The sequence below is a fragment of the Pseudomonas sp. GW821-FHT04D07 genome (genome assembly GCF_059420225.1).
In genome coordinates, this window is record NZ_JBWKTH010000007.1 from 50,396 (window position 1) to 67,836 (window position 17,441).

Annotated in this window: 11 protein-coding genes; 6 read left to right on the forward strand and 5 right to left on the reverse strand. The window is 58.7% G+C overall.

The window, feature by feature from the left end; translation table 11 throughout:
- Positions 1 to 49 precede the first annotated feature (49 nt).
- The 4 genes from AC07T0_RS11400 to AC07T0_RS11415 form a co-directional block, all read right to left on the reverse strand.
- Positions 50 to 1,852 carry a cyclic-di-GMP receptor FimW-related protein gene (locus tag AC07T0_RS11400; protein ID WP_495001278.1) on the reverse strand — a complete coding sequence of 601 codons (1,803 nt, stop codon included), beginning with the start codon at positions 1,850 to 1,852 and terminating at the stop codon, positions 50 to 52.
- A gap of 204 nt (positions 1,853 to 2,056) precedes the next feature.
- The gene (gene asd / locus AC07T0_RS11405; protein ID WP_495001279.1) at positions 2,057 to 2,920 is read right to left on the reverse strand and encodes an archaetidylserine decarboxylase; all 864 of its coding nucleotides are present in this window, start codon (positions 2,918 to 2,920) and stop codon (positions 2,057 to 2,059) included.
- 18 nt (positions 2,921 to 2,938) lie between these two features.
- Positions 2,939 to 3,754 carry a rhodanese-like domain-containing protein gene (locus AC07T0_RS11410; protein WP_495001280.1) on the reverse strand — a complete coding sequence of 272 codons (816 nt, stop codon included), beginning with the start codon at positions 3,752 to 3,754 and terminating at the stop codon, positions 2,939 to 2,941.
- Between the two features lie 44 nt (positions 3,755 to 3,798).
- Positions 3,799 to 5,337: an HDOD domain-containing protein gene (locus AC07T0_RS11415; protein ID WP_495001281.1), complete on the reverse strand. Its 1,539-nt coding sequence runs from the start codon at positions 5,335 to 5,337 to the stop codon at positions 3,799 to 3,801.
- 210 nt (positions 5,338 to 5,547) lie between these two features.
- On the opposite strand from AC07T0_RS11415, the gene motA reads away from it, so the two are divergent.
- Both motA and motB read left to right on the forward strand, forming a co-directional pair.
- A complete protein-coding gene (motA, locus tag AC07T0_RS11420; protein WP_495001282.1) occupies positions 5,548 to 6,399 on the forward strand; it encodes a flagellar motor stator protein MotA in 852 nt (283 codons plus the stop codon).
- 3 nt (positions 6,400 to 6,402) lie between these two features.
- Complete coding sequence (motB, locus tag AC07T0_RS11425) at positions 6,403 to 7,437, forward strand: flagellar motor protein MotB (protein ID WP_495001283.1); 1,035 nt, start codon at positions 6,403 to 6,405, stop codon at positions 7,435 to 7,437.
- 109 nt (positions 7,438 to 7,546) lie between these two features.
- Here the strand turns inward: motB and rsgA are convergent, their stop codons facing one another.
- A complete protein-coding gene (rsgA, locus tag AC07T0_RS11430; protein ID WP_495001284.1) occupies positions 7,547 to 8,578 on the reverse strand; it encodes a small ribosomal subunit biogenesis GTPase RsgA in 1,032 nt (343 codons plus the stop codon).
- Between the two features lie 110 nt (positions 8,579 to 8,688).
- Here rsgA and orn point away from each other — a divergent pair, with 110 nt between their 5' ends.
- The 4 genes from orn (at position 8,689) to AC07T0_RS11450 (ending at position 17,433) form a co-directional block, all read left to right on the forward strand.
- The gene (orn, locus tag AC07T0_RS11435; protein ID WP_177090531.1) at positions 8,689 to 9,231 is read left to right on the forward strand and encodes an oligoribonuclease; all 543 of its coding nucleotides are present in this window, start codon (positions 8,689 to 8,691) and stop codon (positions 9,229 to 9,231) included.
- A 204-nt stretch (positions 9,232 to 9,435) separates the two neighbouring features.
- Positions 9,436 to 10,050 carry a trimeric intracellular cation channel family protein gene (locus tag AC07T0_RS11440; protein WP_495001436.1) on the forward strand — a complete coding sequence of 205 codons (615 nt, stop codon included), beginning with the start codon at positions 9,436 to 9,438 and terminating at the stop codon, positions 10,048 to 10,050.
- 198 nt (positions 10,051 to 10,248) lie between these two features.
- A complete protein-coding gene (locus tag AC07T0_RS11445; protein WP_495001285.1) occupies positions 10,249 to 14,346 on the forward strand; it encodes a hypothetical protein in 4,098 nt (1,365 codons plus the stop codon).
- Between the two features lie 66 nt (positions 14,347 to 14,412).
- Positions 14,413 to 17,433: a hypothetical protein gene (locus AC07T0_RS11450; RefSeq protein WP_495001286.1), complete on the forward strand. Its 3,021-nt coding sequence runs from the start codon at positions 14,413 to 14,415 to the stop codon at positions 17,431 to 17,433.
- Positions 17,434 to 17,441: the final 8 nt, after the last annotated feature.

The following is a 17,441-nucleotide window of genomic DNA, read 5'->3' on the forward strand; positions in this document are numbered from 1 at the left end:
CTTGAGGTTTGCATCGTCTTTCCGGGCGTCATCGCCAGCAAGCCGGCGCCTACAGGATCTTCCACAGCGAGCCGAAATCATCCTCGGCCACGCCCAGGCCGCCGGCACTCGGATCGGTCTTCGGCGTCACCGGCTGTTCGAGCAGCCGGTACTCGAACTGATTGAAACTGCCGGTGCTGGCCAGACGTTTGTTCAGCCCGGCGCGACGCTCCTCGCCGTTGCTGTTGATGACCACCTTGTGTCCTTCCTGGAATGGCAGGCGTGGCGTCAGCAGCGTGGCGGGTATGCCGATGGCGCTGATCTCCGGTAGCAGCAGGGCCCGCAGATACGGACTGTTACCTTCGCCGCCGCGCACCAGTTGCAGGCCACAAGGCTGGGCATGCGGGGCCACCAGTTCGATGCCCATCTGCGTGCCGCCGCTGCGCACCTGGCGTATCCAGCGCACCACGGCGACGCTCCAGCCCTGGCTTGAGGGATCCTGCACGCCGACCATTTCGCCGGCCTGCAATTGCGCGGGCACTTCCCTGGGCCAGGCCAGGCAGTAACCGCCAGGGCTGTGATTGATGATCAGCAGGCCATGGGTCGGGAAGTCTTCGATGCTATTGAGGGCCGCCTGACTGCTGTCGGCGTCACCGGTTTGATACTGGATTTCTTCGTAGGGCAGCAGTGTATCGGCGCCGCCAGAGCGCTGGGCGTCGAAGGCGTGGCTCCAGGCGTCCTTTTCGGCGCTGTTGGACAGCAGCGCGGCGAATTGCGCGGCCCGGCTGGTTGCGGGAATCTTGAGGATATCGCTGAAGGAACGCTGGCCGCTCAGGTAGAAGTGCAGTGCGCTCATGCCGACACACAAGGTCAGGCTGCCCTGTCCCGGCGTGCGCTGGAAGGTCCGTTCGGCGGCCTCGCCCCAGGCACCGCTCAAGTGCTGCAGGACGTCGAGGCTCAGGCCGTTGGGTACCTGCAACCGCGACTGACCGCGCAGCTCAGCGGGCAGTTCGAGGTATTCCTTGATGGCCTCGACCAGGGGCAGGGTGTTGATCCCGATCAGGCTCGGCAGCTGTTCGACGGCGAACAAGGTCGTATAGCGTGGCGGGGCGTCACTCCCAGGCGCCACGGCGAACAGGCTGGAAGCTTGCTCGGCGCTTTGCAGCTTGACCTGGGCGCTCCAGGGTTCGAGGACTTCGGCCAGGCGGGCAATGTTGTTCTGGCGCATCTGGTTGCTGCGTGCGCAACCAAGCAGCAGGGCGACAATGTAAGTTTGCTCGACGCTCAGGGGCAGTGGCTGGCTGGCCTGCTCGTCGAACACCGGAATGTTGTGCACCTGATGGGCAAAGGCTACCTGATAGAGCTGGTGCACCTCGAACCAGAGGCTTTCCGGAACCGGGCAATAGAGTTGGCTGGCGCGCACCAGCGGCCCGTTGAGACAGTGCAGCGCGCGCTGGATGGCGGTGGTCAGCAGGGTGCGGTCCTTGCCACCCTTTGAGGCCACGCGCATGGCGATCTGCTTGTAACCGATGGCCAGGTGGTTTTGCAGGGCCTGGCAGAGGTTGGCGACTTTTCTCGGACGTTCGTCGAGGACGATGGACTGGTTGAGAAAGTGCCGTTCCAGGTGCTTGCAGACGTAGTACACCTCGGGGCGCAGCAGTTCCAGCAGTTGCAAGCGGTTTTCACTGGGGGTCAGCAGCAGGTTGAGTTCACCCAGGCCCTGATACAGCAGGCGAGCGGTTTCCCCGAGATTGGCTTTCGGCAGGCCGGCGATCCAGCGCTTGAGGTCGCGCGGTGTCGCATCGCAGAAAGACAAGCTCAACTGCGTAGGCGTCGGTGCGCGCAACAACAGATGGGGACTCGGATTGCTCATGTAGCGGTCCAGCTCCGGCAGCGAAACAACCTGGGCCAACGACAGGCCAGGATGACAAAAACGATGGCGAAATAATGCCATGACTCTAGCAGGGTTGCGGGGCCGCTGCAGCCTTGCCGGTCCAATCCGACGGCGATCCGTTGCCCGCACCCGGCGCCTTGCGGCTCGCGACAGAGCCCGCGAGCCGCAAGGCGCCGAGGTTCATCAAGCCTGGGCCGGAGCACCGAGGCCTTGGCCCATGCGCACGGACGAACCCGCGACCAGCCCTTCAACCCATTGTACCTGCTGTGGCCCGAACAGCACGATGGCGGTGGAGCCCAGTTTGAAACGCCCCAGTTCCGCGCCCTTTTCCAGATGAATGGGCTGGCGCGCGGCTTCGTCGTAGCGCACGGTTTTCAGTTCGCGCTTGGGCGGGGTGACCAGACCGGCCCAGACCGTTTCGATCGAGGCGACGATCATCGCGCCGACCAGGACCACGGCCATCGGTCCGCGTTCGGTATCGAACAGGCAGACCACCCGCTCGTTGCGGGCGAACAGCTCCGGGACGTTTTCCGCGGTGGTCTGGTTGACCGAGAAGATCCGCCCAGGCACGTAGACCATTTCCCGCAGGGTTCCGGCCAGGGGCATATGGACCCGATGGTAGTCTTTGGGCGACAGGTAGATGGTAGCGAAGTCGCCGCCCATGAACGGTGCGGCGGCGGTCGCATCACCGCCGAGCAGTTCCAGCACGCTATAGCTGTGGCCCTTGGCCTGGAACACCCGACCGTGTTCGATCGGCCCGAGCTGGCTGACCGCGCCGTCCGCCGGGCAGAGAATCGCCCCCGGGGTTTCATCCAGCGGGCGGGCGCCGTCTTTCAAGGCGCGGGTGAAGAAGGCATTGAAGTGCTCGTAGGCGGTCAGGTCCTCGACCAGTGCCTGGGACATGTCCACCTGGTAGCGCTGGGCGAACCAGGCGGTAAAGGCGTTCTTGAACCAGCGCACGCGGCATTCGGCGATGCAGCCGGCCAGGCGCGACAGCAGGTGATGGGGCAGCAGGTACTGGCTGAGGATGAACAAACGCTTTTTCATCAAGGATCCTTGGAAATCTCAAATCTCTACGGGGGTGTCGGGGTGGTTGCCCCATTCGCCCCAGGAGCCGGCATAACCTTTGACGCGCGGGTAACCGAGCGACTTGGCGACCAGATAGGTAAAGCCAGAGCGATGATGGGTCTGGCAGTGGGTGATCACTTCCTTGTCCGGGGTGATGCCCAGTTCGGTGAGGATCTGCGGCATGTCGCGGCGGATGCGCAACTCGCGCTCCTTGTCCATGCCGGCGGTCCATTCGAAGTTCACCGCGCCGGGGATGTGTCCAGCCTTGGCGGCAAGGGCTTTCTCGCCGCTGTATTCCAACGGGCCGCGGGCGTCCCAGATGGCCAGGTCGGCGGCGCCGAGGCGGCTTTGCAGATAGTCGCGGGTCGCGGTGGGCTCGTCGTGCAGGGTCAGGGCCACGGGACCACCGACGGCCGCGGGGGTGTCACTGTCGACGGGCCGGCCTTCGCCCAGCCAGGCGTGCAGGCCACCATCCAGATAGTGGTAACGCGCGTGGCCGATAACGTCCAGCAACCAGATGAAGCGTCCGGCCCAGCCGCCGCCTTCGTCGTCATAGACCACGTAGACCGCGTCCGGGTTGTGACCGAGTTCGCCGAACAGCGCTTCGAGCAGTTCCTTCGGCGGCAGCAGGCCGGGAGCCGGTGGCTGGCCCAGTTGGGTGCGCTTGGGATCGACGAAACGTGCGCCGGGAATATGCCCACTGGCGTAGCGGGCGCTGCTGGTCAGGTCCACCAGGATCAGTTCGGGTGTATCGAGGCGGGGCAGCAGGTCGCCGGGCTCGATCACCAGCGGCAAGCCAGAGAAGTCAGGCATGTGAGGTCTCCAGGGCGCAAAAAAGGGAGGATTGTAACGCAGCGTCAGGTGCCGCGGTGGGTAAAGGCATGTAATGCCTTCTCGATGCACTGTGCGGTTTTACCGAAGGCCTGCACGGTCATTTCCGAAAAGGGTCCGCCGCCCTGGTCGGCCAGCACCAGCATGACCACTCGGCCATTGTTGCTCAAGGAGCGCAGCAGCAGGTGTTCGCCGGGGAACTGCGCCCGCAGGTTGCCGGGCAGCAGGGCCGAGAACTGGGCGTTGTTGGCCGGGGTCAGGCGGATCTGCGCCGGCTGGCTCAGTAGCCGTTGCAGGATCGGACTCGCGCTGACCTGCAGGACCAGGCCGGCCGACTCCTTCGCCAGCCCGGTGATCTGGTGCACCCGCAAGCTGCTCTGGGTTCGGTCGGCCATCAGGATCATCACCCGGCGCAGGCCGCAGGTGCTCAGGGCATCGCGGGCGACCCCGGTCAGGTGCATGGCGTTGGTGAACCGGCTGGGGGTGGCGAGCAGTTCGGCGCAGTGTTTGCGCCAGAGCGCCAGGGCCTCGGGCGAAGGATCCGCCGCAGGTAGCAGGCCGCTGTGCACACGCCGCATGCTGCCGCGCCAGATCAGGGCCTCGGCCGGGTGCCAGAGGTCCGGCATGCTGTGCTGGTTGGCGCTCTGCGCCGCCTGCTGGTGCAGTTGCTGCTGCAACTCGTCCATGGGTTGTTGCAGGTACAGGCTGGTCAGGTATTGCCAACGCAGGTGGTGCGGACTGTCCCAGGCCTGTTGCGCCGAGAGGGCCAGGCCGTTGGCCAGCAGCACGGTGTTGGAGGGCTGGTTCAGCCAGCGGCGCAGCTCCGGATCGGCGTCGAGCCGCTGTTGCTGGTGCAAGCGGTGCTCGCTGTCACGGGCGATGTGCAGCGCCCTGGCCAGGGTGCGCAATTCGGTTTTCAGCAACTGATAACCCTGGGTGACCCAGTTCGGCAGGCGCCAGATATCAGCGAGTGCCTGGCACAGGTCGAGCAGACGCACGCCGAACAGCTCCTGCTCGACGGCCGCGGCCGACTCATTCTTGTGAATCACCCGCAGCTCCCAGTCTTCGAGCAGGTTCGGGTGTGTCAGCGCCAGCGGCCAGAGCGGCGAGAGAAACAGTAGGCTGCCCCAGTGGATATCCTGCCAGAGGCGCGCCAGGCGCGCGGCGAACAAACCGTTGGCCTGCTGGCTGGCGTGTTGGCTGATCAGCTGGAGCTGGCGCAAGGCGATTGGAATCTCTTCCGGTGCCTTGGCTGGCAGACGTGCGAGCAGTTCCTCGGTGCGTTTCAAACCCAGGCGATTGATCGCCACTTCAAGGTTTTCCGCCGGCTCGGTCATGCTGCCGTGGGTGTGCTGGTTGGCTTCGCAGATCACACTCAGCGCCAGGGCCGGGCTACCCTGCATGAGTTCGGCGATATCGCGCAGTGAGCTGCGGCTGTCGCGGATGGCGCGGCAGACCCGGTCGTGACTGTCCTGGGGGACGGGCAAACGCACGGCTTGCAGCAGCTTGATCCAGCCCTGCAGCGTGTTGGGTTTTTGCGTGGAGACAGTCGTTTCGTTAGCCATATTCGAGCGCGGTCATCATCACTGTTAACAGGCCCGTAGAGGGCTGGGCAGGCGCTGCGCAATCGACCGTGCAAGCTGGCACATGGCCGGTTTTCTGGCTTTTCGCCTGAACTGGCTATAGTCTGGCGCAGTTTTGCCGATAAGTAGAAGAAGAGATTTATTAACTTCCGAATATGACCTTGAACCCGACTCAGTAAGTGCTCTCTACCTATGGCTAAAATTATCGGCATCATTGTCGTATTCGCGAGCGTGCTCGGCGGGTACGTGCTTTCCCACGGTAAGATCGCCGCGCTGATTCAGCCCTTCGAGGTGATGATCATCGGCGGTGCGGCCTTCGGTGCGTTTCTGCAGGCCAACCCGGGCTACATGACGATGCACGTGGTCAAGAAGTCCTTGAGCATGTTCAGTTCGCGGTTTACCCACACCTTTTATCTTGAGGTCCTCGGGCTGATCTACGAGATCCTCAACAAGAGCCGCCGCGAAGGCATGATGGCGATCGAGGGCGATATCGAAGACGCCGCCGCCAGCCCGATCTTCGCCAAGTACCCGGCCGTGCTCAAGGATGAGCGCATGACCGCGTACATCTGCGACTACCTGCGCATCATGTCCTCCGGCAACATGGCGCCCCATGAGCTGGAAGGCTTGTTCGACATGGAGCTGTTCTCCATGAAGGAAGAGCTGGAACATCCGGCCCATGCCGTGACCGGCGTCGCCGACGCCATGCCCGGTTTCGGTATCGTCGCGGCGGTACTGGGGATCGTGGTGACCATGGCCTCCCTCGGTGAGGGCGACCAGAAATCCATCGGCCTGCACGTAGGTGCGGCGTTGGTGGGGACCTTCTTCGGTATTCTCGCCGCCTACGGTTTCTTCGGCCCCTTGGCGACGTCCCTGACCCACGATGCCAAGGAAGAGCTGAACATCTACGAAGCGATCAAGGCTTGCCTGGTGGCCTCGGCTTCCGGCATGCCGCCTTCGCTGGCGGTGGAGTTCGGGCGCAAGGTCCTGTATCCGAAGCACCGTCCCAGCTTCGCCGAGCTGGAACAAGCGGTTCGCGGTCGCTGAGTCATGGAAAACAATCAGCCGATCATAATCAAGCGCGTCAAGCGCTTTGCCGGCGGGCATCACGGCGGCGCCTGGAAAATCGCTTTTGCCGACTTCGCGACGGCGATGATGGCGTTCTTCTTGGTGCTGTGGCTGCTGTCCACCGCGACCCCGGAACAGAAAATCGCCATCGCCGGCTATTTCAAGGACCCGATCGGCTTCTCCGAGAGCGGTACGCCCTACATCATCGACCTGGGCGGTTCGCCGGTGCTGGCGCCGGACAAGACCCTCAATCCGGAAGTCAAATCCGAGCCACAGCCGGACAAGGTCAAGATCGACAGCGATCAGGTCGAGAGCATGGCCGAGCAGGTGGAGAAAGAGCGCCTGGAATTGCTGATGCAGGAGCTGCATAAAAAGGTCGACGAGAGCCCGGAACTGCAGAAGTTCAAGGACCAGATCAAGTTCGAGATCACCCCCGATGGCCTGCGCATCCAGATCATGGACGCGGAAAACCGGCCGATGTTCGACTCCGGCAGCGCGCGTCTGAAGCCTTATTTCGAAGACATCCTGCTGGCCATGGCCGACACCATCAAGGCGGTGCCGAACAAGATCAGCATCAGCGGTCACACCGATGCCAAGCAGTACGCCGGCACCGGCGGCTTCAGCAACTGGGAGTTGTCGGCCAATCGCGCCAACGCGGCCCGGCGTGCGCTGGTGGCCGGCAGTTATCCGGACACGCAAGTGGCGCGGGTGGTGGGTTACGCCTCCTCGTCGCTGTTCGACAAGGCCGACCCGTTCAATCCGGTCAACCGGCGCATCGATATCGTGGTGTTGACCAAGAAGGCACAGAAGGCCATTGAAGGCGAGCAGGGCGAGGATGGGGCCAAGCCGGCACCGACCGAAGGGCAAGGTGCTCCGGGCGAGGTGCCGAAGGACCCGAACGCGCTGCCGGCCGACAAGCAGCCGCTGCCGGCCCATGAGCTGCGGCAACGCCTGAACATCTTCGAGGATGGGGTGCTGAAGATGGACGAACCGGGCAAGCCCAAGACCGGTTCATAGTAGGAGCGAGCTTGCTCGCGATGGTAGTCCAGGCACTGCGGGGTATCAGGTTTCCCGCGTTATCGTTGGCGTCCATCGCGAGCAAGCTCGCTCCTACAATCAGCCAGCCTCAGTAGCTGTCTTGCGGCAGGCTGGCGATGATCGAACGGTAGCTGTTCATCCGCTGCTGCTGCACGCGGCCGTCTTCCAGGGCCTTGAGCAGGGCGCAGCCGGGCTCGCGGTCATGCTTGCAATCGCGGAAGCGGCAGGTGCCGATCAGATCGTTGAACTCGATAAAGCCAGCTTCGACATCGGCACGGCTGACATGGCCCAGGCCGAACTCGCGAATCCCCGGGGAGTCGATCAGTTCACCGCCGCCGGGGAAGTGGAACAGCCGCGCGGTGGTGGTGGTGTGGGTGCCCTGGCCGGACAGTTCGGAGAGCGGGCCGACACGGGTGTCCACCTCGGGCAGCAAGCTGTTGACCAACGAGGACTTGCCGACCCCGGATTGGCCGACGAACACGCTGATGTGCCCGTCCAGCTGCTGCTGCAACTGTTCCATGCCGTTGCCGTGATGGGCCGACACTTCCAGCAGCGGATAGCCCAACTGCCGGTAGACCGCCAGCAGTGCATTCAGCGCCGGGGCGTTCTGCTCATCGATCAGGTCGAACTTGTTCAGCAGCAGCAACGGGCGGATGCCGGCGTGTTCGGCGGCTACCAGGTAGCGGTCGATCAGGTTGGCATGGGGTTCGGGCAGCGGGGCGAAGACGATCACGATCATGTCGACGTTGGCGGCCACCGGTTTGAGCTGGCCGCGGCTGTCCGGGCGCTTCAGTTCGGTGGTGCGTGGCAGTTGCGCGACGATCACCCCGATGCCCTGGTTGCCGGCACGCCAGACCACCTGGTCACCGGTCACCAGCGCTGGCAGGTTAGCCCGCAGGTGGCAGCGGAATACCTGACCCTTGAGCTCACCCTCTAGCGCCTCGACTTCGACCTGCACGCCGAAGTGCGCGATCACCAGACCCGTCTGTTCGGCCCCCAGGTCGCCGCCTTCCAGCGCTTCCACGGCTTGGGACTCGCGTTTGGCGGCGCGCGCGGCGCGTTCGCCCTGGATCTTTTCGATGCGCCAGTTCTGGCGGCGGTTGAGCTGGCGTTTGGCCATGGGTGTTCCGTGTCGTTGAATCGGCGGGGAGGGTCAAGCGGTCGCGAGTTTAGCACGCCCGGCAAGCGCGGCCTGCGCTAAACTGTGCGGCTACGCCGAGGAGCCAACTCATGCAAAACCCGCAGAACCTGATCTGGATCGACCTGGAGATGACCGGCCTGAGCCCGGACACCGACGTCATTATCGAAATGGCGACTATAGTCACCGACAGCAACCTCAACACCCTGGCCGAAGGGCCGGTGATCGCGATCCATCACAGCGATGAAATCCTGGCCGGCATGGACGAGTGGAACACCCGTCAGCATGGCGGTTCGGGGCTGACCCAGCGCGTGCGCGACAGCCGCATCGACATGGCCGAGGCCGAGGCGCAGACCATCGCCTTCCTGGAACAGTGGGTGCCCAAGGGCAAGTCGCCAATCTGTGGCAACAGCATCTGTCAGGATCGGCGTTTTCTCGCCCGCCACATGAAGGCCCTGGAAAACTATTTCCACTACCGCAACCTGGACGTGTCGACCTTGAAAGAGTTGGCCGCACGCTGGGCGCCGGAAGTGCGCGACAGCTTCCAGAAGGGCAGCACGCACCTGGCGCTGGATGATATTCGCGAGTCGATTGCCGAGTTGCAGCACTACCGCAAGCACTTCATCAAGTTCTGATCGCTTGGTGGGCGTTGTTGTCTGTGGGCGCGGAGCTTGCCCGCGAAGCCTTGTAGCGGCCCCACTGGCCCCTTCGCGGGCAAGCTCCGCTCCCACAATGGCGGGCGTCCAGGCTTGATCGGCTAATATTGGAAAGGGTAGGTGCGCTCTTTTGGTGCGCGGCGCAAGCCAGTAGACTGCGCGCCTCCTCCTACCCGGATCGCCATCATGTTGCTGATGCTCTACCTCGTCGCCATTACCGCTGAAGCCATGACCGGTGCCCTCTCGGCGGGACGGCGTGGCATGGACTGGTTCGGCGTGGTGCTGATCGCCTGCGTTACCGCCCTCGGCGGCGGTTCAGTGCGTGACGTTCTGCTGGGGCATTACCCGCTGACCTGGGTCAAGCATCCGGAATACCTGGTGCTGACCTCGGTCGCGGCGTTGGTGACGATATTCATCGCGCCGTTGATGCGCCACTTGCGCTCGCTGTTCCTGGTGCTCGATGCCGTGGGCCTGGTGGCCTTTACCCTGATCGGCTGCATGACCGCCCTGGAAATGGGCCAGGGCCTGATGGTGGCTTCGGTCAGCGGGGTCATCACCGGGGTGTTTGGCGGGGTGTTGCGCGATATTTTCTGCAACGACATTCCGCTGGTGTTCCGTCGTGAACTCTATGCCAGCGTCTCCTTCGCGGCCGCCTGGTGTTTTCTCGGGTGCACCTATTGGCAGTTGCCCCATGAACAGGCGATTTTGATCACGCTGTTCGGTGGCTTTCTGCTGCGCCTGCTGGCGATTCGTTTTCACTGGGAAATGCCGAAGTTCGTTTATAACGACGAAGCCTGATGGGCGTATATATCTATTGTTTGAACCCTCATTGTCGATCTGTCCGGGTAGGATCTGATCGATAAATTCCGTTTTTCTTTTGAAAAGGACTGCGAGTAGCCTTGTGACTCATAAGGAGTAATAAGGATATTACGATGTCTGAGTCTTTTTTTCTGATAACTTCCCTTGGTGCGTTGCCCAACAGGACAGGGTTGTTATATGAATGAGTTATTGTTCGATTATGCTGCGCATCGATATGAGGTGTCGGGTGATGCGTTAAGTCAGGACGCTCTGGCCTACCTTGAGGAAATTCAACGTGTTCTGCAGAAGTATGAAGTCTCTTTCCCGGGTCTCTATCTGGATGGTAAGGAGATACGTGCTGCACAAGGTGGAAACATTTATACGCTGGGGACCGTATACACGCAGGGCACGAATGCGCAGCGCATTATTTATCCCTGCTTTCGAGATGAGTTCGTATTTGATTTCGCTCGGGAAATACCGTCCTTCTCCTTGTGGAAGGGCATGGATGCGGAGCGGGTAGAGTCCTATACAAAACTCAAGTCATATTTTATCAAGGACGCTGGGGCTGAGGCGCATCGGATAAGTTTCGCGCTGACCCAGGATTTTGTTGCCCTGTGCAAGTTGGATGACGATAATTTCAGGGCAAAAAGAGTCGAACTGGATTTTTTAAAAGGGCTACTTTCTCTTTATCAGGTGGGCCTCGCACAGGCGAGGATAAGAGCTTTTCATGGGGTAAGCCTGGCGAGTCTTGTCGAGTCGGGCACAACACGTCGTCGCAAGCGCGCCGTTGAACATGTATTGAATCTACTCGTGGGTGACGATGTCGCCGATGTCCGGCTTTACCGAGTGATTGCGGCGCAAAGTCCCGCGTCTATTGCCAGTATGCATTTGATCTACAAGTACAACATAGAATGGAAAGGGCGTATCAATACAAGAGAGGATTTTTCCAGTTTCCTGTTATCCACCAATCTCTGGTTGATGCCGCCCGCTCTGTTTGCGGGGCTCCCCTATCTGAACGAATTGAGAACGCAGAGCGTGCCACACATCCTGGGTTCTCTACCTCCCGTGGGCTCCGCTGAATGGAACGGGATGCTTGTCAGCCTGCATGGAGAGTTTGAGCTGTTCAGGCGTCGAGAGCTGGGCAGTCTACTTAGGCCTGGGGGGCGCCATTATCTTGAACTGGGAGCGGATTATTCAATCAGCAATAATGAGCTGGTCGTAAAATATTCTGCGCCGGCGGCGGAAGGTGTTTCTTTTGATGGGATTGTCAATGTTGTAGGGCATGGTCGGGATATTGAAAAACGTGTGTTCGGACATCCGGAAAAGGTAGCGGAATGGTTGTATAGCAATATACTCAATACCTACACCGCGTCTGGATTCAAGAAATTAAGGGTTGTCAATTTTCAATCCTGTCATGTTTCTCATGTGGCGGCTTCAAATATTACCTGTCTGCTTTTGGAGAGGGCCTTGGTACAGGCTCATCTTGACAAGAGTCAAATTCCCAATGTGCTGGTTGTATCCAGTCCCAGAGCGCCTCTTGTACTGACGTCGGATTGGGTGCTGGGTCCGTTGTCGAGCAAATGGCAAGATCATCATCTTGTTTTGCCCGGTCTTGTTCTCAAGGCCTTCAGGTACCTTATCGACGCCTCCCTGAGCCCACTGCGTCCGCGCAGGCCTGAGGACCCTCCGAATACCTGGAATATTCAGGTGGCGATCAGAGAAAATTTCGAGTGGTCCGACGGACCAGCAGACTTGAATAATCTTTCCTTTGTCGACTACTTAAAGCGCACGCATGTTTTAGAGGTCGGCAAACTGTCGGCGAATGAGCGCCATGTTTCGCACATGGATGAAATGGCGTTCGATGCTATCCGGAGGCCTGCACAAGCGGCGGCCAATCTCCGCAAAAGTGCCTTGGACGGGCTGGATCGATTGATCAATGATAAATTTTCCGACTCGGCTGAAACGGTCAGGGAAATGCTGGCGATTGCCTCCATAGAGGGCGGGGGAGGCGGTGGGTTATTGCCGATCGGCGAAGTTGAAACAATGAGGAAGGTGGTGGATTTTCTGCTGAGGTTGAAGGCGGCCACCGATCGAGGTGACTCAGTAGAGGGGCTGCTTGCTTATACCGGGACAAAAGTAAAATTCCTGATTGATCCTTATGATCCCCATGGGGCGCAAAGGATAAGAGCTATCTCCAATGCTATTTTAAAGTTCTGTGGCTCTACGGTGCCCAGCAGTGAAAGTAACTATAAAAGCGCCTATGAAAAATTCTTTCTGCTCAGTAAGCAGGAATATTGGGAGATGACCGGCATCAATATCGATTCTGCCACGCGTGAATTTTTCAAAAATATACCCTATGGCGAGTTCCCTCCGAGCTTGTTTCGGGAGTTTCAAACAGCAACCCCCAAAGTGGGCACCCTGATTGTAGACAATGCCATTCAGCGCAGCCTCCTGGGCAGTGAACAGCTCGGCGTATCAACGCGAGAGCTGCGGGGGTTGCTGGAGATTGGCGATGAAACAAAGATTCTTCCAGCCCTGGAGCAGTTGGAAAACCAACTGAACAGCAAGAAGGCGCTGCTCAAGGACTCGGCATCCCTGAAAGGTCTGCAAGACACCCAGGAACAGCTCGACCTGGCCAGGAACCGCCTCAAGAAACAGCAACTTTCTGCCCGGGTGCTGAAGACCAGCGCCCGTGTGGCCACCGGCACCAGTCGCTTGCTGGGCGCTTTCGGGGTCTTTGCCGATTTTCGAACCCAGCCCTTCCAGCTGGATTTTTCGTCGGCCCGATCGGGCGTCTTTAGCGTCAGCGACTCGTTGGCGGTGGTCAAGGGGGTGTTCGATTTCACCACCGACGTTGGCCCCGCGGTTGCCTTGCGCCTGGCTTCCAGTGCTTCCCGCGCCCTCTGGCAGCCCCGGCTGGACCAGTTGTTCTTCAAGCTGAACAAGGTGCTGCTGCCACTGGATGTGCTGTTCACCGCCGTCAGTCTCTATCGCAATATCGAAGGCGCCCAGTTGGCCAAGACCGCCGAGGAACAAGCGCTCTACATCACCATGACGGTGATCGACGGGGTGGCCTTCGGCGTCAACCTGGCAGCCTTTATCCTGATCGGCGTGCCGGGGGTAAATGTCGTGCTGATCCTGGTCGGTGCGGCCTTGACTGTCGTCAATATCATCCTGAATGCGATCGTCAGCCTTTCACAGCTGGAGAACTACCGCTGGAATGAAAAGGTCAGCCTGTTCTTTCGCAATATGTTTGGTTCTTCGGCGCTGGAAGGGATCTTGACCCAGCAGCAGATGCGCCAGGTGGCGGACCAACTGTTCGACGGCCGCCAGGACCCGGGGACGGGGATTGTCACCGCTGGTTTACATGAGGATGGCATTGATCTGTTCCTGACACCGATGATCAACGATGCGGACGATGACGATCAGACCAACCCGCTCAAGGACATCGGCTCGGTCAGCCAGGAGGCGAGCCTTCGGCAGGAGCCCAGGGGTTATACGTTATCGCCTTTGGGGCTGGCTCCGAATGACTTGAAAACCTGGCCGGATGGCAAGGGCCAAGGGAAACACGCCCAGGTCTGCAAGGGCTGGTACCTGCGTCGTCGGGAGGCCCGCCGGGGACGCGAGCGAAAGCTGATGGTGACGATGCCTTCGACGCCGAACAAACGCTTGGAAGTACTGGATTTTGGCCCGATCCCGACGGTTCTGTTATTCGGTGCCACCCCGCATCTGCTCTTGAACGTCAATCCTTTTGGCTGGGCGACCGGTGAGTCCCCGCAGGAGCAAGCCCTTAACAAGTACCAGGTCAAACTGTACCCCGAGACGAGTTACACCCTGCAGTTCAAGAAAAGCCTGATGGCTTCAAAGGACTTCGACTCGAACTTTGGCAGTCGTACCGAGTTGCTTGTCCCGCAAGGGCCGTTCCAGACGCTGCCTCGGGTCAGCCTGGATCTATCCGGCCAGGAAGATGCTCGCGAGACGATTGCCGAGCTGGACTTGTCGCTGTCCTCCCTGGAAGTGACCAAGTTCAAGGGTAAAAGCACTTTCAAGCTCGAACTGGTGACGTCCGAAGGCCAAGCCTGCGCGCTGGAACAAGTGGTTCGAACCGTTCAACTGCCCGCCTATATCCGCTTCAAGAGCGGAGAAACGCACCCCGTGATGGCGGTGGTCGGGGAGGCCTCACGCATTACCTTGAGAAACTCGACAGGACGCTCCCTGCTGCTGCTGAGACGGGAAACGAGAAGTTGCGAGGTCGACATTCAGGCGGCGGTCAGCGGTTTTGCGGTCTCCATCTAGAGCTCAGGCGTTGGGCGCGGGCTCGCGTGGTACATAGAGCTGAAACACTTTAAGGGAATATAAGTGATGAGTAAGAAAAAAGTAGTAAAAATCACCGGTCACGGTGTGGCGAAGGACGCCAGGCTGGAGAGGGTCGAGCTGATGCTGACGGATACCTCACTTAAATACCATGATATCACCACCTGGCTGGATTCCCGAGTATCCCCGGTGAGCAAGCAGTCGTTTAAAATTGAGGACCGTGAGCAATCCAAGCTGCAAGTATCTTTGGAGGGTAATTATTTCGTCAGCGAGGAAAAAGGCGGCGAGTTGGTGTTGAGAAAAAATATAGAAAATAATTTAAGACTGGTCCTGCAGAACCAGACCATTACCTTGAATCCCGATCTTTACTATGGGGAGCGCTTATATAATGTTCTGGAGATGGACCTGCCCGAGCTGCGGGTGCCAGGAAATAATCAAATGGTTTTCCTGGGCAGCGCGGCCAGTCGATCTTATGACTCCACAGCGCTCGTTTTCAATCCACAGCGGGAAGCGGATCTCGACCGCTATCTTCACGACGGTATCGTTAATTATGAAATTAAAATGACTCGCTATGACGGGCAGGCGACGCAGCCAACCGTCGGCTATCTGAGTTTTGATGAAATAAAGAAGAAGAAATCAAGAGGTTTTGTTCTGCTTCCGCGGGTAACGACGTCGGCCTTCAATTTGAGCTCCATCCAATTTTCTTATCATATTACGCGCAGTGGGGGCCGTCGCATAGAGTTGCTCGAGGATGCTCAAAAAGACTTCTTGCAAGTCAAGGTCATGGCCTCGAGTCATCAGCTCATCGATATGAAGGCCATTAATAAGTCCCATACGTTGGGTTCTCTGTACCTGAAGTTTCCATTGGATGGCAAGGACCTGTTCAACTATTTGAATGTCACCTTTCCAAGGTTCAGGGTATTTTATGACTCTGCCACTGAGGTGACCTATAACAGTCGTCATCGACTGGATCTTTCGAGCGCGGTTAAAAAAAACGGGGCTGAGCTGCTGATCGATATGATGTCGTTGCGTTCGGTCGTCTATCTGGATAAAAGGTCCTTTTTACGGGTGAAAGGCCTGACCTACCTGGAGACGCCACCCTCGACGGAGACCGCCAGCTTTTTCTATGAAGTATTCGATGCCGACTACCAACCGCTGGGCGAGGGAAAATATATCGGTCGTTGCCACTTCCGGAAGGTCAACGAGGATGCCGCCGCGGCGCGATTATTGAACCTGGATGCTCAAGGGCAAACCTACTTCGTTGAAATGGACATTAAGGATTCATTAAAAGAGAACGACTCGGCTTGCTACTATCGAATGGATCTGTCGTCGTTATTTTCTTCGGCGGCCCTCCAGCAGATGTCTCTTTCGGAGGTGGATTTTTATTATGACCGAACGTTGACGTTTGCCGCGATTGAAAAGGACCTGGAGGTCCCCTACGAGGGATTGGATATAGCACCCACAATCGCGGATTCAAAGTTGCAGGATTTCCTTGAAGAGCATGTCCTGGCCTATACCAGCATCCCCTTTTCTTTTGAAAGAATGGCAGAAAATGTCTCCATGACCGGGGGCTTTCCCAAGGAGGTCACTCAGTCTGTTTCCATTCATGGGTATTCTAAAGTTGGGAGAAAAATATTCAGCACGAAATGGCGGGAGAAATCAGCGATAGAAGCGCAGCCGGCCTGGTGGCGCGGCGTCGATATACTGGTGCTTTGTATCTGGATGAAGAAAGACGCGCTTTCAGCAACACCGTCGCCTTACACCTATCGGGCAGAGCGGGAGTTTGACCGAGGTGCATACGATGCCGCTTATTTCCTGACGATTGAAGGCAAGTTCAATCCTTATACCTACATCCCTTGCCTGACAGGCACTCATCACTATGAGTTGGACCCAGGTTTTTCCAATACGCTGTATGTCGGGCAGGGGCGCAGTAAAATTCAAGGGCGTGGTTCGCCCAACACGCTGTACCTGCTGTGGAATTCACACACCACCTTTGATTTCGCCGCCGAGGAGGACTATCGCAAGGGGATGGCGCCTTCTCGGCTGAAACTGCTTGGGGTCGACCTGGAAAACATCAGGATAAAGGTGCCTGGGTCGGAGCACGAGCTTTGGGGCAGTATCGTTCTGGAATGGGCGCTTCTGCTCGATCCGAAGAAAGAGCTGGCGACGACTCAAGACTCAGCTGTCCTGGCGTTACTCGAGGGGAGCCAGGCGGCTATCAAAGAGGGCTCGCTGACGCTGGTCAACTTTTTGAAAGAGCCTTTCGCTGAGTTCCTGGAAATCGAGATAAGAGGCCGCCTCTATACATTGGAGGTGTCGCCGAATGACGGAAAAATCTATTGGCGGCGGCAAGTCGATTTAAGTCGTGAGACGCTCGGAGAAAAAACCGTCCTGCATCGATGGGCGGACAAAAACGTGTATGTCCTGCGCAACAGCATACTGGGCAAACCCAACACAGCGCTTTATCCCAGCGCTGATGGCCAGGATATTCTGATTGCCCGTGGAGAGGTGGCTTACCTGCATGGCGGTAAAAATGAAACCCAGCTTGTCGGAAATCTCCCGGAGAATTTTTTCTATCTCAACCAGGGCGGCACTGACAATGTGATTGCCAACGGCTATAGCAATACGATTGAAATTTCCAGCGCGCTGGGCGGCACTAAAGTTCTTTTTCTATCGACCAGAAAAAATGCAGTTAATGTCATAACGGCCCCCAGCGTCAGTTTCACAAGCGCACAGATAAAGGACGATGACCTGTTCTTGTTCCAGGAAACCGAAGCGCACCTGCTGACACTCTGTTTAAAAGGGCTTGTGGCGTGGCGCAAGTCCGGGCAAAACAGGGTCAGCCTGAGGCTTGCGGAAGGCACGTTCAGCGCCGACCAGTTAATTGAGTTCCTGAAGTTGGCGCAACGGCGCGATCGAGAAGAAGTTTATAAATATCAATCTGTCCTTGCCGAACCCGCGCTTCAGCAAGGGTTTACCCAATTGGCCGATACCGTCGTCCAGAAGGCAGGTTCACACGCTTACCTGAAAGATCAAATCCAGCAGTATGACGTGGTCGAAAAGGAATAAGGGAGGGA